The sequence below is a fragment of the Paenibacillus sp. JT31N17 genome (genome assembly GCF_056269255.1).
Map to the genome: position 1 here is coordinate 546,751 of NZ_JBWDNP010000003.1, position 18,179 is coordinate 564,929.

Annotated in this window: 20 protein-coding genes; all 20 read left to right on the forward strand. The window is 50.9% G+C overall.

Annotation, left to right across the window (positions count from 1 at the left end):
- The first annotated feature begins 7 nt into the window (after window positions 1-7).
- A complete protein-coding gene (locus AC0YOB_RS14375; protein ID WP_475793361.1) occupies window positions 8-1,273 on the forward strand; it encodes a protein-glutamate methylesterase/protein-glutamine glutaminase in 1,266 nt (421 codons plus the stop codon).
- Window positions 1,274-1,322: 49 nt separating this feature from the next.
- Window positions 1,323-3,401, forward strand: coding sequence for a chemotaxis protein CheW (locus AC0YOB_RS14380; RefSeq protein WP_475793362.1), 2,079 nt, complete (start codon window positions 1,323-1,325; stop codon window positions 3,399-3,401).
- A 69-nt stretch (window positions 3,402-3,470) separates the two neighbouring features.
- Window positions 3,471-3,932 carry a chemotaxis protein CheW gene (locus AC0YOB_RS14385; RefSeq protein ID WP_475793363.1) on the forward strand — a complete coding sequence of 154 codons (462 nt, stop codon included), beginning with the start codon at window positions 3,471-3,473 and terminating at the stop codon, window positions 3,930-3,932.
- A gap of 37 nt (window positions 3,933-3,969) precedes the next feature.
- Entirely contained in the window at window positions 3,970-4,557 is a 588-nt protein-coding gene (locus AC0YOB_RS14390) for a chemotaxis protein CheC (protein WP_475793364.1), read from the forward strand.
- Complete coding sequence (locus AC0YOB_RS14395; protein WP_210041163.1) at window positions 4,554-5,048, forward strand: chemotaxis protein CheD; 495 nt, start codon at window positions 4,554-4,556, stop codon at window positions 5,046-5,048. Before AC0YOB_RS14390 ends, AC0YOB_RS14395 begins: the two co-directional genes overlap by 4 nt.
- A 1-nt stretch (window position 5,049) precedes the next feature.
- Entirely contained in the window at window positions 5,050-5,481 is a 432-nt protein-coding gene (locus AC0YOB_RS14400; protein WP_475793365.1) for a hypothetical protein, read from the forward strand.
- 4 nt (window positions 5,482-5,485) lie between these two features.
- Window positions 5,486-6,271 (forward strand): FliA/WhiG family RNA polymerase sigma factor, encoded by a 786-nt coding sequence (locus tag AC0YOB_RS14405; RefSeq protein ID WP_475793366.1) that lies wholly within the window; start codon window positions 5,486-5,488, stop codon window positions 6,269-6,271.
- Between the two features lie 19 nt (window positions 6,272-6,290).
- Window positions 6,291-7,697 carry a DUF342 domain-containing protein gene (locus AC0YOB_RS14410; RefSeq protein ID WP_475793367.1) on the forward strand — a complete coding sequence of 469 codons (1,407 nt, stop codon included), beginning with the start codon at window positions 6,291-6,293 and terminating at the stop codon, window positions 7,695-7,697.
- A gap of 58 nt (window positions 7,698-7,755) precedes the next feature.
- Window positions 7,756-8,088 carry a hypothetical protein gene (locus AC0YOB_RS14415; RefSeq protein ID WP_475793368.1) on the forward strand — a complete coding sequence of 111 codons (333 nt, stop codon included), beginning with the start codon at window positions 7,756-7,758 and terminating at the stop codon, window positions 8,086-8,088.
- 32 nt (window positions 8,089-8,120) lie between these two features.
- Window positions 8,121-8,702, forward strand: a complete 582-nt coding sequence (locus tag AC0YOB_RS14420) for a hypothetical protein (RefSeq protein WP_475793369.1) — start codon at window positions 8,121-8,123, stop codon at window positions 8,700-8,702.
- Complete coding sequence (locus tag AC0YOB_RS14425; RefSeq protein WP_475793370.1) at window positions 8,695-9,336, forward strand: hypothetical protein; 642 nt, start codon at window positions 8,695-8,697, stop codon at window positions 9,334-9,336. Before AC0YOB_RS14420 ends, AC0YOB_RS14425 begins: the two co-directional genes overlap by 8 nt.
- 232 nt (window positions 9,337-9,568) lie before the next feature.
- Window positions 9,569-10,267, forward strand: a complete 699-nt coding sequence (gene rpsB, locus AC0YOB_RS14430) for a 30S ribosomal protein S2 (protein ID WP_210041149.1) — start codon at window positions 9,569-9,571, stop codon at window positions 10,265-10,267.
- A 127-nt stretch (window positions 10,268-10,394) separates the two neighbouring features.
- Entirely contained in the window at window positions 10,395-11,045 is a 651-nt protein-coding gene (gene tsf / locus AC0YOB_RS14435) for a translation elongation factor Ts (RefSeq protein ID WP_475767698.1), read from the forward strand.
- A 212-nt stretch (window positions 11,046-11,257) separates the two neighbouring features.
- The gene (gene pyrH / locus AC0YOB_RS14440; RefSeq protein ID WP_210041145.1) at window positions 11,258-11,986 is read left to right on the forward strand and encodes a UMP kinase; all 729 of its coding nucleotides are present in this window, start codon (window positions 11,258-11,260) and stop codon (window positions 11,984-11,986) included.
- The gene (gene frr, locus AC0YOB_RS14445; protein WP_475767696.1) at window positions 11,986-12,540 is read left to right on the forward strand and encodes a ribosome recycling factor; all 555 of its coding nucleotides are present in this window, start codon (window positions 11,986-11,988) and stop codon (window positions 12,538-12,540) included. Before pyrH ends, frr begins: the two co-directional genes overlap by 1 nt.
- Before the next feature lie 86 nt (window positions 12,541-12,626).
- Window positions 12,627-13,379, forward strand: a complete 753-nt coding sequence (locus AC0YOB_RS14450; RefSeq protein WP_379112719.1) for an isoprenyl transferase — start codon at window positions 12,627-12,629, stop codon at window positions 13,377-13,379.
- Window positions 13,380-13,405: 26 nt separating this feature from the next.
- On the forward strand, window positions 13,406-14,203 hold the full coding sequence (locus AC0YOB_RS14455) for a phosphatidate cytidylyltransferase (protein ID WP_475793371.1): 798 nt from the start codon (window positions 13,406-13,408) through the stop codon (window positions 14,201-14,203).
- Between the two features lie 15 nt (window positions 14,204-14,218).
- Entirely contained in the window at window positions 14,219-15,358 is a 1,140-nt protein-coding gene (locus tag AC0YOB_RS14460; RefSeq protein ID WP_475793372.1) for a 1-deoxy-D-xylulose-5-phosphate reductoisomerase, read from the forward strand.
- A gap of 79 nt (window positions 15,359-15,437) precedes the next feature.
- Window positions 15,438-16,718, forward strand: coding sequence for an RIP metalloprotease RseP (rseP, locus tag AC0YOB_RS14465; protein ID WP_475793373.1), 1,281 nt, complete (start codon window positions 15,438-15,440; stop codon window positions 16,716-16,718).
- An 8-nt stretch (window positions 16,719-16,726) separates the two neighbouring features.
- The gene (gene proS / locus AC0YOB_RS14470) at window positions 16,727-18,175 is read left to right on the forward strand and encodes a proline--tRNA ligase (protein ID WP_475793374.1); all 1,449 of its coding nucleotides are present in this window, start codon (window positions 16,727-16,729) and stop codon (window positions 18,173-18,175) included.
- Window positions 18,176-18,179 lie beyond the last annotated feature (4 nt).

The window sequence follows — 18,179 nt, forward strand, 5'->3', positions numbered from 1 at the left end:
AACACCTATGAACGCTCATCGGGTACTCGTGGTAGATGATTCCGCATTCATGCGCAAAATTTTATGCGATATCATCGCCACTGATCCCAAGTTCGAGATTGTTGCCACCGCGGCTAACGGGCGGGAAGCGATTGAGTCTGTTGCACGATGGAGGCCGGATGTCATCACGATGGATCTGGAAATGCCGGAGATGAACGGCCTGGAAGCCTTAAGACAAATCATGCGTATTTACAGGGCTCCGATCATCATGCTTTCCAGCATAAGCGACGATGGCGCCAGAGAAACGATCAAGGCGCTGCAGTATGGGGCTTTCGATTTCATCCGCAAACCATCGGGGCCATTGTCGCCTGATATTCATACCGTTGCAGAGCAGCTGCTGGAAAAAATGCGGATTGCCGTCATGACCAAACGTCAGGCAAACCCTGTACAACCGGCACAAAAGCCGGCTGCGGCGGCAGCCAGGGCAATGGAAGATCTGCAGCAAGTGCTGAAACCGCGCAAACCGGCGAAACCGCCTGTTTCTAATAAAGAAGACAATGCTTTGCCTGCTGCAAAAACAACGAAGAACGCGGTGGATAGGGAGTCTAAGGATAAGCTTCCTAATCCTCAGACGGATGAATCCTGTCCGCTGGAACCATTTCAAGAGATGGAGCTTGAAGTACCACGCCTGAAAACGAAGCTCGCGCCTGCCAGCACGTTTCGCCATCTTATTGCAATCGGCACCTCAACAGGCGGGCCCCGTGCCCTGCACGAAGTCATCTCAGCCCTGCCGGGGGATTTGCCGGCGCCGGTGCTGGTTGTCCAGCATATGCCGCCTAAGTTTACACGCTCGCTGGCCCAGCGGCTGGACACATTCAGTTCCGTCCACGTCAGGGAAGCGGAGCAGGATGAACGTGTGTATGCCGGGGTGGTTTACATTGCACCCGGAGGCTACCATATGAAGCTGGTGAAGGATGCGGGCGGGTACTTCATCAAGCTTACCGAGGAGCCTCCGCAGGGAGGACACCGTCCTTCAGTGGATGTCATGTTTGAATCCTGTGCCGCTTTCCCCGAATTAAAACGCCATGCCGTTATTATGACAGGCATGGGGAGCGACGGTATGAAAGGGATGCGTGCTCTCAATGCAAGCGGCGGGGAAAGCGCCATTGCGGAAGCGGAGGAGACCTGCGTTGTTTACGGCATGCCCCGCTCAGCGGTGGAAGCGGGTGTTGCCAAGTCGGTTGTTCCACTGCGGCAAATTGCTCCTGCGCTCATAGAAGCGGTCAGGAGATAGAAGCAACCATTATTCGCCTGGAAAATATTTCAACAGGAGGTGCCTTGAAATGGATATGAACGCCTATTTATCAATGTTTATTGATGAATCGAATGATCATTTACAGTCGCTTAATGAAAACCTGCTAAAACTGGAGGGCGATCCTGAGGACATCAGCATTGTCCAGGTCATTTTCCGTTCTGCCCACACGCTCAAAGGGATGTCGGCGACAATGGGATATGAAGATTTGGCATCGCTCACCCATGAGATGGAGAATGTTCTGGATTTGGTCCGCAACAGCAAGCTCAAAATGGACAGCTTTATATTTGACACGCTGTTTAAAGGTCTGGACGCCCTTGAGTCGATGGTTCAGGACATTATTGCCGGCGGAACAGGTAAAGCCGATGTTACGCCAATCGTGGCTGCGCTCAAAGCCATTGTCAAAGGGGAGTACCAGAAGGATCAGCCGTCCGGTTCTGCTGCACAATCGTCACCAAGCGGAGCTGGAGACAGCTCTGCGATGCTCGATGAATTCCAGTCCTCGATCCTGCTGCAGTCCATAGAAAGCGGACTCTCCGTATTTCACGTTGTGGTTACCATCCGTGAGGACTGCGTACTGAAAGCGGCAAGAGCCTACATGGTCTTTGACTTTCTGGAGCGAAACGGGGAAGTTGTCAAATCCTCTCCAAGCGTACAGGATATCGAGCAGGAAAAGTTTGAACGTTCGTTTACCGTATTCACGATCGCAAGTATTAGCGGTGACGAGCTGCAAAAGGGCATCGAATCCGTCTCTGAAATTGAAAGCGCGGCGGTTACAGCGCTTGATCGTGACACACTGATGCAGATCGGCGGAGCTGTTTTGCAGACGGCAGCAAGCATGCAAAGTACAGTTCTGGCACCTGCCGCCGTTCAAGCTGCACCGCCTGCTGCTGATTCCTCTGCCGCTGCTGTCCGGCCCCAGACCACGGCAGCTCCGGCACAAACGGCCCCAGGCAATGCATCCCGGACGATCCGCGTTGATATCGAAAGATTGGATGCGCTCATGAATCTTTTCAGTGAGCTGCTTATCGACCGCGTCCGGCTGGAGCAGCTGGCCAGCGAAATCCGGCGCAACGATCTAAATGAAACAGTCGAGCATATGACCCGAGTCAGCGGGGATCTGCAGAATATTGTACTGAAGCTGCGGATGGTGCCTGTGGAGTCCGTTTTCAACCGGTTTCCAAGGATGGTGCGCGATCTTGCCAAATCCTTGGATAAGAAAGTCGATCTCGTTATTTCCGGCGCGGACACGGAGCTTGACCGAACGGTCGTGGATGAGATAGGCGATCCGCTCGTTCATCTGCTTCGCAATTCGCTTGATCATGGAATCGAACCGGTTGCCGACCGCATTGCTGCAGGCAAGTCTGAGGTAGGCAGCGTCAATCTGCGGGCATTTCACAGCGGCAATCATGTTTTCATCGAAGTTGAGGAAGACGGACGCGGCATCAACCGCGAGAAAGTCAAGCAAACAGCGATCAAGAACGGAGTTATTACACCGGATGAAGCCAAGCGTCTGACGGTTAACGAAGTCAATATGCTGATCTTTGCGGCAGGCTTCAGCACAGCTGACAAAATCTCCGATATCTCCGGGCGGGGCGTCGGCCTGGACGTGGTAAAGTCTAAAATCGCAACGCTTGGCGGGCATGTAACCGTCGAATCGGAGCTTGGCAAGGGAACCAAGTTTTCGATCCAGCTTCCGCTGACCCTGTCGATTATCTCGGCTATGCTGATTAAATTAGGCAGCGAGAAGTATGCAATTCCGCTTTCTTCTATTGTAGAGACAGGCATTATCCGCAGAGAGCATATCCGTAAAATTCATGGCAACCGCATGATTGAATACCGCGGCGCCGTTATCCCGGTTATATCGCTTAGCCAGGTTATGGAGTCCACGACGTTCTTTGAGGATAAAGAGGATGAAACGGAAATTGTCGTCATTCGCAAAGGTGATAAAATGGGCGCCATTACGGTGGATGAGTTTATCGGCCAGAGCGAGATCGTATTGAAATCACTCGGCAAGTATTTGACCAACATCGAAGCTGTCTCCGGAGCGACGATACTCGGGGATGGCCAGGTAGCCCTGATTATCGATCCGAATGCGCTTATCAAGTAATTGCAAGGCTTACTGTCTGCAGCAGGCCATCAAGATGAATCACAGATACTCTCGGGAGGGGATTTAAGCATGGGTGAGGAAATAAAAGTGATCGTCTTTGGACTTGCGTCGGAGGAATACGGTATTGAAGTTGAAAAAGTTCGTACCATTGAGCGAATGATTCCGATTACCCGGGTTCCCAAAACACCTGCATTCATCAAGGGTGTCATTAATCTGCGCGGCGTTGTTCTTCCCGTCATTGATTTGCGGGGCCGATTTGGTCTTGAGGAATCGGAAGCCACGGAAAGCTCCAGAATCGTCATCGTCGCTGTTGATGATCTGGAAGTGGGTTTTATTGTAGACACGGCAAATGACGTCATCGACATTGATACAGACAATATTGACACTCCTCCTGAAGTCGTTGGCGGCATTCAGGCCAAATATTTGCAGGGGGTTGCCAAGATTGGAGATAGCCGGCTGCTCATTATGCTGAATTTGTCCGAAGTGTTGAATAAAAAGGAAATCATTCAGCTTGAGCAGTTAGAGGATTAACCAGGTGAACCCGCTGCTGAAGCTAGAGGGCTTTAAAATGGATGTGTTGAAAGAAGTCGGAAATATCGGCGCCGGAAACGCCGCGACTGCTCTTTCGAGACTCCTGGACAAGCCAGTTGATATGAATGTACCTACTGTCAGCCTAATTCCTTTCGAGCAGGTCGCCGACAGAGTCGGAGGATTCGAACAAGTTGTCGTAGCCGTATTCCTCCGGGTAGAAGGAGACGCTCCGGGAAGCATGTTCTTTCTCATTAAAGAGGACTCTGCCAAGAAGCTGCTCGGGAACCTGCTGTCCATACCGGTTGAGGCGGATTCCGGCTACTCGGAAATGGAATTCTCCGCCTTGTCTGAGATCGGCAACATATTGGCTGGCTCCTATCTCTCCTCTCTTGCGGACTTCACGAAGCTTTCGATGACGCCAACTGTTCCGGCCATTACGGTCGATATGGCAGGTGCCATTATGAGTTATGGAATTACACAGTACGGGGAGATGGGCGATTCGGCACTTCTGATTGATACAACGTTTCTGGAAGGGCAAGAAGAGCTCGAAGGGCATTTCTTTCTCATACCGGATCCGGAGTCGTTTGACAAAATCTTCTGCTCCCTGGGAGTGCCGATCGAATGATACAGCAGAATGTAGTAAAAGTAGGCATGGCCGATCTGAATATTGTAAGCGATGGAAGCACACTCAAAACATCCGGCCTTGGATCATGTGTGGGCCTGACCCTCTTTGACGAACGGGCGAAGATCGCCGGTATGGCGCATGTGATGCTGCCTTCTTCGGGTATTGCGCGTGAAGCTTCTTTTAATATCGCCAAATACGCGGATACTGCGATTCCAGAGCTTATTGAGAAAATGAAGCAGGCTGGAGCCGTCTCTGCCAGACTAATCGCCAAGATGGCTGGCGGCGCTCAGATGTTCGCTTTTGCCTCGCAAAGCGATGCGATGCGGATTGGCCCGCGCAATGTAGAGTCATGCAAACTTGTATTGGCAAAACTATCCATCCCGATTCAATCGGAGGATACGGGCGGGAATTACGGAAGAACCATCGAGTTTGACGGCTTTAGCGGCGTTTTAAGCATCAGAAGCGTCCAGTTTGGTGTAAAGGAGATTTAACATGATTGGAACATGGCGCTGGAACGTTGGACTCGGCCTGTTCGGGGGCGTGCTTACGTTATTATTTTCGCTCGGCAGCAATGGGCTTGAAGTTTCCGTTCTGCGGTCTGTTTATGCCTTTATCGCATTTTTTGCGCTGGCGTTTCTATTCCGTATATTATTAGCTGCCAGCTTGCGGGGAAACACCCGGGAGGCCGGCGAGGAACCTGGCAAGTCCATGGATGAGAATAAAGGCAGCACCCTTGATGTGTCGACGCCGGATGAAACCGATCAGTTACATGATATGTTGAAAATGCAATTGGATGGGAACGTAAAGACGGAAAAGGATGAGCGAGCGCCCTTTCAGCCTCTTACGCCTCCCAAGCTTGTATCAACACAAAACAAAGAGCCTGAAGAATTGGCAAAAGCCATTCGTCACCTGACAGGAGGGTGAAACGATGATTGAGCCGAAAGCGCCTCATTTGTCTAACATCGAGATTTGGCGGAAATGGAAAGAAGACGGAGACATTGAAGCAAAAAAGAGGCTGATTGAGTTTTATTTGACGCTGGTTGAATATGTCAGCAACCGGATGGCGATTGGCTTGCCCAAAAATGTATCCAAAGATGATCTGGCCAGCAATGGGGTAATGGGCCTTATTGATGCCATTGAGAAGTTTGACTACCGCCGGGGCCTGCAGTTCGAGACGTATGCATCATGGAGAATCCGGGGAGCTATTATCGACGGACTGCGCCAGGGAGACTGGGTGCCGCGCTCCGTGCGGGAAAAAGCGAAAAAGATCGAAGAGGCCTACCAGCTGCTGGAGCAAAAAGTGCTGCGGTCTGTTACAGATTCCGAGATAAGCAATTATCTGAACGTCAGCGAGAAGGAATTCGGGCATATGCTGCAGGAAATTGCAGTGACGACGGTTTGTTCACTGGAAGATCCGATACGGGAGGAAGATTCGGAGACCCGGTTATCGCTGCTGGTTGATGAAAAAGCCAAAAACCCCGACCATAAGGTGCATGAGTTTTTTTTGAAGGAATCGCTGGTGCGCGGTATAGAGCGTCTGACCGAGAAAGAAAGAACCGTCGTTTCCTTATTTTATTATGAAGAGCTGTCGTTAAGTGAAATAGCTGAAGTCATGTCCTTGTCTCCGTCTCGAATTTCCCAACTGCATTCAAAGGCTATTTTACGGTTACGGGGGGCACTTGATAAACAGAAGGATCAATTGATGCAAAATTAGCTTTGAAGGGGGATCAGCAGTGTCAATTTCCGAAACGCTCGAAGCTTACATTGTCGTCCAGTTGTCGCAGGACAAACTGACATCATTGTTGCAATTCAACGCAGCGGACGAGAAATTCGCCTGTTCGCCGAACCAGCTTGAGGAATATATACGCAGCCACGGGATTTTTTACGGACTCAAAACCGAGGTGATTCAGCAGATAGCGCAGCAGCCAAGCCTTTTTTTCTATAAGCAAACAGTTATTGCACAAGGGCTGCCGGCCAAGAACGGGCAGGACGGGGCCATTCGTTTCATTCAGAGCATGAAGGAAGAACAGCATAAACCTGCCGAGATTGAAGGCGGCAAGGTTGATTTTAAAGAAGTGAATCAGCTGAAAAATGTTCTTCGCGGGCAGCTCATCGCAGAGAAAATTCCTGCGACCGAGGGTCAAATGGGGAAAACCGTTACTGGAGAAGATCTGCCTTGTAAAAATGGCAAAGAGGCTTATTTTAAATTAGGCAAAAATGTTGTTGTCAATCCGGAGCAAACAGCGTTGTATGCAGCAATTGACGGTCTTATTACCATGACAGACAAGAACAAAATCAATGTGTTTCCCGTATATGAGGTGAACGGGGACATTGACTATAGGGTTGGCAATATCGATTTTGTCGGCACTGTTGTCGTAAGAGGCAATGTGCTGACGGGATTTCGTATAAAAGCTTCCGGAGATATCCGGGTCATCGGCGGTGTTGAAGGGGCCGAGCTGGAGTCGGATGGATCGATCGAGGTAACTGGCGGCATTCTGGCCAGCAATAAAGGATATGTGCGGGCAGGCAAGAATATAAAAAGCTCCTTCATTCAAGACGGAAATGTTTCCGCTATGGAGGATGTTCTGGTAACCCAAAGCATCATGCACTCACATGTAAGAGCGGGACATAGCGTCGTATGCAGCGGGGCAAAAGGATTGATTGTTGGCGGTATGGTGCAGGCGGGAGAGCGTGTAGTCGCACGCACGATCGGCAATACAATGTCTACGGCAACCGCCATTGAGGTAGGGGTCAGACCTGAGCTGAGAAGCGAGCTGCTTGAACTGCGCCGCCAGGTTAAACAGCTGATGGATAATCTGGACAAGACCGATAAGGCACTGACGCTTCTTGATCAATTGGCGGCGGCCGGGCAGCTGCCTCAGGATAAGATGGGCATGCGCATCAAGCTTGGCGCAACCAAGCGCCAATCGAATGAAGAGATGTCCGGTTTTCGTGAACGGATTCTGGAAATCGAAAAATCACTGGAGGACACGGACAACGCCAAGGTGGATGCGGTCAATATCATCTATGGCGGAACCAAAATTGTCATTGGACGTTACACGCGTTTTGTGAAGGAACCTATCGAGCGCGTATCGTTCCGCTATTCGGATGGAGATATCATTACAGCGCCTTATCACTAAAATCATAGCGGATATCTTCAAGTAAGCTTTGATCTGCTATGTGCAGGAGGGGAAGCGGATGACCTATCGGTCTATAGACTTGCAAGTATCCATTCCGCGGACACAAGAGAAGGGAAACCTTCAAAACCAATTGAATCAAAAGCCGGTCATCGATCAAACCCGGCTCGAAGGCGATTCGGTGAAACAGACGGAGCAGCTGCGGAGCAAAAACAGTGAGATCGAGCAGAGCGTGAAAATGAGTATCAAGGACCAGCCTCAGCAAGGGAATCACTCCAAGCAGAAGCGGCGCGGGAATGCCGGGGATGGCTCGATTCAGGAAGAAGGGGGTCATTCTGAACAGGCTGCACACAATCATCCTTACAAAGGCAAACATATTGATATCTCTCTTTGACCGCATGAATCAGCGAATTGCAGGTGAAGGTAATGGAATCATGGCAGATCATTGTACTTCTGGGGGCGCTTGCTATTGTCGGAGGGGTAATGATACCAAGACGAGGCAGACAGGACAATCAATCACAGACTGTACGTAATATGGAGACGGCGCTCGAGCAGTTCATGGAAAATATGGAAGCGGACAACCGAGATCTTGCGAATCTCGTTACCAAAGCGCAGCAGGAAACAAGTCAGCAGTCATTGAGACGTGATAACCGGATCAAGGAGCTGGAACAGCGATGCCTCGAGCTTGAGAACTCGCTTGCCGACCAGGCGAAGCTTCTGCTCGCTGCGGCATCAGTCTCGTCAGCGCCTGCTGCCGCGGCTGAGACTGATTATGGAGTGTTTGCCGTCCATTCCGGAGCAGGACAGCCGGCGGTGCCCGAGTTTGTTGAGCCATTGGCTCCCGTCGAAATCAAACCGACGATACGCAGCCGTTATTTGGAGCTTTTTGAGCTGCATGACGGCGGAAAGTCGGTTGACTCGATTGCCAGAAAGCTCGCGATGAATAAAGGAGAAGTGCAGCTTATTCTCCAGTTATCCAAACAGGAGGAAGCCGCTCGCTATGAATAAAAGGCCATTTCTATTTGGACTCGGTGTTGGAATCATCATAGGGGCATTGCTGCTGCAGTTGATGATGGTCGGAGAGAGGCAAGCCAGCGGTCTGGATTCGTTTCAAAAGGAAGACGCCGGCGAGAAGCTGTACACCCAGTCTGAGCTTGATGAGCAGCTTGATTCGGAGCGGGAGAAGATGCATGCCCAGCAAGGCAGCAGCGGCTCTGTCGGGCAGCAGGAACAGAACGGACCCTCAGCAGGGGATAATAACGAGCCGCAATCTGAGAAGGCCGCCAATTCGGCCATCGAAGGAAACAGCCAGCAGGAACAGCAGCCTCCAACCGGGCAGGAGACGGCCGGTGGCAGGCCTGCGGACGGAAACGGACCGGCAGATCCGGGAACAGTGGTGGATAAGCGAGTCATCGTTCGCATTCCCCCGAATACCAGCCTGACGGAGGCAGCTGAGCTGCTGGACAAGAACAATATCATTACGGATAAGACCACATTCATAGACCTGATGCGTAATCTTAAAGTGCGTGCAGGCTATTTTCTATTTACAGGCAGCCCTTCTGTCCAGGAGGTAAAGAAGATAATTACCAGCAAGCCGATGCCCCCGGATGAAGCTGAAGCGGAACTGGCTAATAAGGCATGAGCCGGAAGGTTTTGCTCTTTTTTTATTGACCGATGGATTTCAATAATGACGCCTTGAGATTCAAGGGAAACGATGTTGCACGTGGACATGCAGATATGGTATATTAATTGACGGTGTTAAAAACACACGCAAATTAATTTCGTTAACGGTGCTTCGGCTCGGTCGAAGTTTTAACGGGAAATGATATTTGCGGAGGAAACCAAAAAAACCATTTAACAGGAGGTGTTGAAGAATGGCGGTTATATCCATGAAGCAGCTGCTTGAAGCTGGGGTGCACTTCGGTCATCAGACTCGTCGCTGGAACCCAAAGATGGATCGTTATATCTTCACGGAACGGAACGGAATTTACATCATTGACTTGCAAAAAACAGTCAAGAAAGTCGAAGAAGCCTACAACTTCGTTCGCTCGGTAGCGGAAGAGGGCGGCACAATGCTCTTCGTCGGCACGAAAAAACAGGCACAGGATTCGGTTAAAGAAGAAGCTGAGCGTTGCGGCAACTTCTACATTAACCAACGTTGGCTCGGCGGAACGCTGACTAACTTCCAAACCATCCAAAAACGTATTGAACGTCTGCGCACGCTTGAGAAGTGGGAAGAGGACGGCACATTCAACGTGCTGCCGAAAAAAGAAGTTATCATTCTCCGCAAAGAGAAAGATCGCCTCGAGAAGTTCCTGGGCGGCATCAAAGGCATGAGAAGCCTGCCAAGCGCGCTTTTCATCATTGATCCCCGTAAAGAACGTATCGCAGTTGCTGAAGCCCGCAAACTGGGTATCCCAATTGTCGGTATCGTAGACACCAACTGTGATCCGGATGAAATCGATTATGTCATTCCAGGCAACGATGACGCGATCCGCGCAGTTAAACTGCTTACGGCTAAAATGGCAGATGCCATCGTCGAAGCTAACCAAGGTGAACAAACGACGGCTTAGTCCTCGTTTAATAGAGTCAGCATGAAAAAGGGTGGTCAGACGGTGTAAAACCTCTCACCGCCCTTTTTTTAGGAACAACAAGCAAATCAGTAGGCAAACATTCAAGAATTATAGGAGGTTTATCAAGATGGCGGTTAATGCTAGTGCAGTTAAGGAACTACGTGAGAAAACAGGAGCAGGGATGCTCGATTGCAAGAAGGCTCTCGAAGAAGCAAACGGTGATATCTCAAAAGCTATTGATCTTCTCAGAGAGAAAGGCCTCTCCGCAGCGGCGAACAAAGCAGGCCGTATTGCTACAGAAGGCGTTGTTGAATCCTATATTCATGCCGGAGGCCGGATTGGCGTATTGGTAGAAATCAACTGCGAAACCGACTTTGTGGGAAAAACGGATCAGTTCCGCGAATTTGCCCGTGATATCGCCATGCAAATTGCAGCGGCTAACCCTAAGTTCGTCAGCCGCGAGGAAGTCTCGCAGGAAGAACTGGATAAAGAGCGTGAGATTTTGAAAGCTCAGGCGCTGAACGAAGGCAAACCTGCCAATATCGTTGAGAAAATGGTCGATGGCCGCATCGGTAAATACTATGAAGAGTTCTGTTTGCTGGAACAGCCGTTCATTAAAGATCCTGACAAAACAATCTCGGCCCTGCTGAACGAGAAAATCAGCACGATCGGTGAAAATATTACGATCCGCCGCTTTGTTCGTTACGAGCTGGGTGAAGGCTTGGAGAAAAAAGAAGATAACTTCGTAGCTGAAGTTATGTCGCAAGTAAAAAGATAAATCCGAACGTGCCAGGATGGGGCGGGGCGTCCGCCCCGCCTATTCGTTTGAAGACGCATCATTGCCTCGCATTGAAGAATCTTTCAAATAGGTTTATACATGGGTTCAAGTTCCGTTTATCGCCCTGAAGCAGCTCCCGATAGCAGCAATGGATGTTCACTGAATAAAAGTATACGGCCTTGAAACAAGGTCAAAGATGGAGGTATACCACGTTGCAAAGTCCCGTGTACAAACGTATTGTATTAAAAGTAAGCGGCGAATCGCTTTCGGGTAATAATGGATACGGAATCGATGCTGCAGTGATTGCATCTATAGCCGAGCAAGTTAAGGAAGTTGTAGAATTAAAGGTTGAAGTGGCGATAGTCGTTGGCGGTGGGAACATTTGGCGGGGGATTGCAGGTACTGCCAAAGGAATTGACCGGGCGACCGCCGATTATATGGGAATGTTAGCTACGGTAATGAACTCGCTGGCGCTTCAGGATGCTCTGGAGCAGATGGAAGTGCCTACTCGGGTACAGACTTCGATCGCCATGCAGCAAATTGCCGAGCCTTATATACGCCGCAGGGCGATTCGCCATCTGGAGAAAGGCCGGGTCGTCATCTTTGCCGCAGGTACAGGTAACCCGTTCTTCTCAACAGATACAACAGCTGCTCTTCGTGCAGCCGAAATCGAAGCAGAGGTCATTCTGATGGCCAAAAATAAAGTGGATGGCGTCTATTCCGCAGATCCTTTCAAGGATCCGACGGCGGAAAAATTCGATACGTTGACTTACCTGGATGTACTAAACCGCAATCTCGGCGTTATGGATTCTACCTCAACTTCACTTTGTATGGACAATAATATTCCGCTTGTGGTATTCGCTATTACCAAACAGGGAAATATTAAGCGGGTTGTGCTGGGCGAGAAAATCGGAACCATCGTGAAAGGAAGTGTCGATTAATGCCTCAAACGATAAAGAAAAACGCTGAAGAGCGGATGGATAAAGCGATAGGCGCATTGAAACGCGATCTCTCAACGCTTCGTGCAGGCCGCGCTACTCCAGCCCTGCTGGATCGTGTTCAGGTTGAATATTACGGAACCATGACCCCGGTAGCCCAATTGGCTAATATTAATACTCCGGATTCGCGGACGCTCATCATTCAGCCATGGGACAAAACGTCACTGGGTGCCATTGAGAAGGCTATTTTGAAGTCGGATCTCGGACTTACCCCATCCAATGACGGCAGCACCATTCGCATCGGTATACCGATGCTGACTGAAGAGCGCCGTACGGAACTGGTCAAGATGACCAAGCGTTTTGGTGAGGAAGCCAAGGTTGCCATCCGAAACGTCCGCCGCGATGCGAACGACGATATTAAGAAGCTCGAAAAAACCGATATTTCCGAAGATGAATCACGCCGCCATCAAGAAGATGTTCAGAAGGCGACGGACAAATTTATCGCTGAAGTCGACAAGGTGCTCGTCTCCAAAGAAAAAGAAATTATGGAAGTATAATGCAAGCTCACCGGCCCCTCCGACAGGTGGGGTTTATTGCATAAATTTGACGTTAGCGGTGGGAGGACGAACATGTGTTTCAGCGACTGAGAGCCTTATTCGGTAAAGCGCCGGCGACACCGTTGCAGACGCTTGATACAGACAACATACCGCAGCATATTGCAATCATTATGGACGGCAACGGCAGATGGGCCAAGAGCAGGGGATTGCCCAGGATGGCAGGCCATCATTCCGGAATGAAGACGGTGAAGCGGATTACAATGGCTGCCGACCGGCTTGGCGTGAAGTATTTGACCTTATATGCTTTTTCCACTGAAAACTGGAAGCGGCCCAAAGCGGAAGTGGAATTTCTGATGAAGCTTCCACAGGAGTTTCTGGCTATTGAATTGAAAGAGCTTATGGAAAAAAATGTGCAGGTACGTATGATGGGCTATAAGCAGGCACTTCCTTCACATACACTTGAGGCTGTAGAAGAGGCTATTCGTCAGACGGCGGATAATACCGGACTCGTTCTTAATTTTGCTTTGAATTATGGCAGCCGCAAAGAAATGATTGAAGCCGTCAGACAAATCGGGGAAGATGTGCAAGCCGGGCGTCTGAATCCGGAGGACATTGAAGAATCCCATATGACGGAGCATCTTCTCTCAGCCGGTGTTCCTGATCCCGACCTGCTTATTCGGACCAGCGGTGAACTGAGACTGAGCAACTTTATGCTTTGGCAGCTTGCTTACAGCGAGATGTGGTTTACAGATGTTTATTGGCCTGAATTTACAGACGAGCATTTTTACGATGCCGTTCGCGAATATCAACGTCGAGCGCGTCGATACGGCGGAGTGTAAACGGCTGTACGGGAGTGTGCCTAATCTTGAAACAACGTATCGTAACTGGCGTCATTGGTGGCGCCATATTTATTATTCTGACCGTTCTTGGCGGCTGGTTTTTCTATGGGCTGCTGCTGCTGCTCGCATTGATCGGATATGCGGAATTCACGAAAATGAACGGCCTTGCATGGCACCATCCGGCGTCTCTGATTGGATTTGCAGGTATGCTGTTTCTGCTCATTCCCTGGGAAGAGCTTGGAACCGTTCCTCCGCAAACTCTACATATGTTGTGGCTCCTTATGTTTCTGGCACTGGCCGTTACGGTACTTACGAAAAACAAAATGACGATTGACAGCGCGGCTTTGCTGCTGCTCGGAGCTCTTTATGTCGGTTTCGGATTTGAGTCCATGTATGAAGTGCGAAGCGGTGAAGCTTATGGACTGCTGACGACCTGTCTTGCATTTGGAACGATCTGGGCATCCGATATTGGTGCTTATTTTATTGGCAAAGCGATAGGCAGACATAAGCTGTGGCCGGCTATCAGCCCCAATAAGACCATTGAAGGATCACTTGGGGGCGTAGCGCTATCCCTTGTTGTCGCCGCTGTGTTTGCGCTGGCAGCCCCGGATGCCCTTGGCATGGGACAGGCGCTGCTGATCGGACTTGTCGCCGCCGTGGCAGGTCAATTGGGCGATCTCATTCAGTCGGCCTATAAACGGGTTCGCGGCATCAAGGATACAGGATCCATTCTTCCCGGTCATGGCGGTGTTCTCGACCGCTGCGACAGCTGGATAGCAGTGTTTCCGCTTCTGGTTCTGACCGGGCTGCTGCCGTTAGCTTAGAAGGACAGGTGAACGATGAAAAAACTTACGATTCTGGGTTCAACGGGCTCCATTGGCACGCAAACGCTTGATGTGGTCAGCCGCGAGCCTGAGGCTTATGAGGTAATCGGATTAGCGGCCGGCGGCAATATCGGGCTGCTGATCGAGCAGGCCAAGCGATTTCGGCCGCGTACAGTATGTTTGTCAACAAAAGCGCTTGCGGAAGAAGCTAAGCTTCATCTGCCATCCGGCATGAAGGTTGTTTATGGTGAGGAAGGGCTTATCGAGATTGCTGGTGCTCCCGAAGCCGACATGGTCGTGACTGCCATTATGGGTAGCCGGGGCTTGAATGCGACGCTTGCGGCAATTTCAGCCGGCAAAGATATCGGTCTTGCAAACAAAGAGACGCTGGTGACGGCAGGGCATATTGTAATGAAGCGAGCTTCCGAAAAGGGAGTTGCCATTCTTCCGATCGACAGCGAGCACTCGGCTATTTTTCAATGCTTGAACGGAGAAGCCCGATCGGCGGTAAAGGGAATCACGTTAACCGCTTCCGGAGGTTCGTTTCGCGAACGCACTCGGCAGCAGCTTGAAGGCGTAACGGTTGAGGAGGCGCTCAACCATCCCAATTGGGCGATGGGAGCGAAAATCACGATCGATTCGGCGACCATGGTGAATAAGGGGCTTGAAGTGATTGAAGCCCATTGGTTGTTTGATTTGGATTATGAGCAGATCGGCGTTCTGATTCATCCAGAAAGCATCATACATTCCTATGTAGAGTATGTGGACAACAGTATCATCGCCCAGCTGGGCATGCCGGATATGCGCGTGCCTATCCAATATGCGCTCACTTATCCGCAGCGCCGCCCTATACAGACAGAAGCTCTTGATCTGAGGAAGGTAGGAGCGCTGCATTTTCGGGAGATGGATTTTGCAAGATATCCCTGCCTGAGAATGGCCTATGAGTGCGGCCGGGCGGGGCTGTCTGCTCCTACGGTATTTAATGCGGCCAACGAAACGGCGGTTGCCCGGTTCCTCGAGGGTGCGATCACGTTTTTGGATATTGAACGCGTTATCGAACAGGTGCTTGAACGCCACACGGTTCTGGAAGTGCCGGATGTGGAGGCGATTGCCGAGGTGGATGCTTGGGCCCGAATGGAAGCTGCATCGATCTAACGTTTAGTTCTCTTGTAACGGACGTGAGAATAATGATAATCTTAGTACAGGCCGTTACGGACAGGAGGCTAGAGCAGCGATGCATATGATTCAGATCGTCTTTATGACGGTATTGGTTTTCTTCGTGATTGTGACTATCCATGAATGGGGTCATTTCTATTTTGCGAAGCGGGCCGGAATTTTGGTGAGAGAATTTGCCATCGGGTTCGGACCGAAGCTGTTCTCGATAAAACGCGGTGAAACCAGGTACACCCTGCGCTTGGTGCCTGCAGGAGGATTTGTGCGGATGGCGGGCGAGGACCCGGAACTGGTGGAAGTCCAGCCAGGTCAGACCGTTGCTGTCAGATTGGTTGACAATGTCGTGACGAGATTGTATCTGGACCGTCTTGACGAGCGTTCCAACGTTATACGCGGCGAGGTCGAAGCCATTGATATTGAACGAAAGCTTAAGCTGACGCTGCTCTCTGACGGCGAGTCGGAGACGTTCGCGATCGATCCTCAGGCACAGATGATATCCAAGAACCGGGAGACACAGATTGCTCCGGTTGACCGTCAATTCGGCAGCAAGACAGTCGGACAGCGGGCGATTGCGATCTTTGCCGGGCCGATGATGAATTTTATTTTGGCTTTCGTGCTGTTCGGGCTTTATTTCCAAATGGCCGGAGTGCCCGTGGATAATCCTGATCGTCTGCTTATTGGCGATGTAAGCAAAGGCATGCCTGCAGAGAAGGCCGATTTGAAGTCAGGGGATGTCATTGTTTCCATCAATGGACAGAAGATCGGCATTGATTACGATAAAATGATCAAGCTCATCAGCGAGTCCCCAAACAAGCCGATTACTCTGGATATCATTCGCGATGGAAAGCCGATTGCATTCAAACTCACACCTGCGCCCGATCCTGCTTCAGGGGACGGCAAGGTGGGAATTACGGCCGCTTACCCGACGCGGGCTGCAGGATTCGGAGAAACCTTCACCCTGGCGGGAAAAGCCATGAAGTCGATGACAATCAGCATTTTTCAAGGATTCAAGAAATTGATTTTTGGCGAGTTCAAGCTTGATGATTTAGGCGGACCTGTTCGTACTGCGCAGGTAACCAGTCAAATCGCCGAGCAGGGGATAGCGGAACTGACCTCATGGGCGGCGCTTCTCAGCCTGTACCTGGGGATATTTAATCTTTTACCGGTGCCGGCGCTGGATGGAAGCCGTTTAATCTTCCTGGGTCTTGAGGCTGTCCGGGGAAGGCCGGTTGATCCAAACCGGGAAAGCATGGTGCATTTCATCGGCTTTGCAATGCTGATGCTGCTTATGCTTGCCGTCACCTATAATGACATTTTGCGATTGGTACGAGGGGAGCACTGAGTCCGGTTATGTCGAAAGAGAAGCAGTTTGTCACGGAAATTACGCCGCAAGGCGAGGATTTCTCCAGATGGTATATTGATGTCATCAAGAAGTCTGAATTAATGGACTATTCCCCGGTGCGGGGCTGTATTGTGTTCCGCCCGGATGGCTTTGAAATTTGGGAGCATATGAAGGACGAGCTTGACCGCAGGTTCAAAGAAACGGGTCATCGCAACGCTTATTTTCCCATGCTGATCCCCGAAAGCTTTTTCCAAAAAGAGAAGGAGCATGTAGAAGGCTTTAACCCTGAGCTTCCATGGGTAACGGAGGCCGGAGGGGAAAAGCTGGAAGAGAGACTGGCCATCCGGCCGACCTCCGAGACCATTATCGGTCATATGTATGCCAAATGGGTGCAATCCTATCGCGACCTGCCGCTGCTCATCAATCAGTGGGCGAACGTTGTGCGCTGGGAGAAAAGGACGCTTCCCTTCCTGCGGACAACGGAATTCCTTTGGCAGGAAGGCCACACCGCCCACGAAACGGAAGAGGAAGCAAGAGCCGAGACGGATCAAATGCTGGGTATCTATAAGGACTTCGCGGAGAACTTCCTGGCGATCCCTGTTATCGTTGGACAAAAAACGCCTTCGGAGAAGTTTGCCGGTGCGGTTGATACCTATTCCATCGAAGCGATGATGAAGGACGGGCGTGCGGTCCAGGCAGGAACCTCGCATTATCTGGGCACTAATTTTGCCGTTGCCTTTGATATCAAATATTTGGACCGTGAAAATACACAGCAGTTTGCACATACGACTTCTTGGGGCATGACGACCCGAATGATCGGCGCGCTCATTATGGTCCATGGCGACGATCGGGGACTGGCGCTTCCTCCGAAGGTAGCGCCAACCCAGGTCGTGATGATCCCGATCGGACCGCCGAAGACGCGGGAGCAGGTTGTCGGCCGTGTGGACGAGCTGTACAAGGAAGTGAAAAGGGCTGGCGTCCGGGTTAAAGTGGACGACCGCAGCGATGTTAGTCCCGGCTGGAAATTCAATGAATATGAAATGCGCGGTGTGCCGCTTCGTCTGGAGCTTGGGCCCCGCGACATGGAGAATGGACAGGTTGTTCTGGTTTCCCGCTTGACCGGTGAGAAGAGAATGGTTGCTCAAGCCGATCTTGTGGTTGAAGTGGAACGAATGCTTGCCGAGATTCACAGCGGCATGCTCGAGCGGGCGAAGCAGTTCCGTGCGGATCATTCCTATTCGGTCGAGACGCTGGATGAGATGAAGACGCTGATGGAAGAGAAGCGCGGCTTCGCGCTTGCCGGCTGGTGCGGCTCGGAAGCCTGTGAGAAACAGGTCAAAGAAGAGACCGGCGCTACAAGCCGCAATATTCCGTTTGAGCCTTCCGAGCACAAAACCAAATGTCTCGTTTGCGGAGACAAGGCGCAGCATACGGTTGTATTTGCCCGCGCTTATTGATTGT

What these genes read in the sequence shown, in the direction of transcription:
- AC0YOB_RS14420 (WP_475793369.1), top strand. Translation starts at nt 8,121, where the DNA reads ATGGAATCATGGCAGATCATTGTACTTCTGGGGGCGCTTGCTATTGTC.
- proS (WP_475793374.1), top strand. Translation starts at nt 16,727, where the DNA reads ATGTCGAAAGAGAAGCAGTTTGTCACGGAAATTACGCCGCAAGGCGAG.
- AC0YOB_RS14425 (WP_475793370.1), top strand. Translation starts at nt 8,695, where the DNA reads ATGAATAAAAGGCCATTTCTATTTGGACTCGGTGTTGGAATCATCATA.
- AC0YOB_RS14460 (WP_475793372.1), top strand. Translation starts at nt 14,219, where the DNA reads ATGAAAAAACTTACGATTCTGGGTTCAACGGGCTCCATTGGCACGCAA.
- AC0YOB_RS14405 (WP_475793366.1), top strand. Translation starts at nt 5,486, where the DNA reads ATGATTGAGCCGAAAGCGCCTCATTTGTCTAACATCGAGATTTGGCGG.
- AC0YOB_RS14395 (WP_210041163.1), top strand. Translation starts at nt 4,554, where the DNA reads ATGATACAGCAGAATGTAGTAAAAGTAGGCATGGCCGATCTGAATATT.
- AC0YOB_RS14375 (WP_475793361.1), top strand. Translation starts at nt 8, where the DNA reads ATGAACGCTCATCGGGTACTCGTGGTAGATGATTCCGCATTCATGCGC.
- tsf (WP_475767698.1), top strand. Translation starts at nt 10,395, where the DNA reads ATGGCGGTTAATGCTAGTGCAGTTAAGGAACTACGTGAGAAAACAGGA.
- AC0YOB_RS14385 (WP_475793363.1), top strand. Translation starts at nt 3,471, where the DNA reads ATGGGTGAGGAAATAAAAGTGATCGTCTTTGGACTTGCGTCGGAGGAA.
- frr (WP_475767696.1), top strand. Translation starts at nt 11,986, where the DNA reads ATGCCTCAAACGATAAAGAAAAACGCTGAAGAGCGGATGGATAAAGCG.
- rpsB (WP_210041149.1), top strand. Translation starts at nt 9,569, where the DNA reads ATGGCGGTTATATCCATGAAGCAGCTGCTTGAAGCTGGGGTGCACTTC.
- AC0YOB_RS14380 (WP_475793362.1), top strand. Translation starts at nt 1,323, where the DNA reads ATGGATATGAACGCCTATTTATCAATGTTTATTGATGAATCGAATGAT.
- AC0YOB_RS14390 (WP_475793364.1), top strand. Translation starts at nt 3,970, where the DNA reads ATGGATGTGTTGAAAGAAGTCGGAAATATCGGCGCCGGAAACGCCGCG.
- AC0YOB_RS14415 (WP_475793368.1), top strand. Translation starts at nt 7,756, where the DNA reads ATGACCTATCGGTCTATAGACTTGCAAGTATCCATTCCGCGGACACAA.
- rseP (WP_475793373.1), top strand. Translation starts at nt 15,438, where the DNA reads ATGCATATGATTCAGATCGTCTTTATGACGGTATTGGTTTTCTTCGTG.
- AC0YOB_RS14400 (WP_475793365.1), top strand. Translation starts at nt 5,050, where the DNA reads ATGATTGGAACATGGCGCTGGAACGTTGGACTCGGCCTGTTCGGGGGC.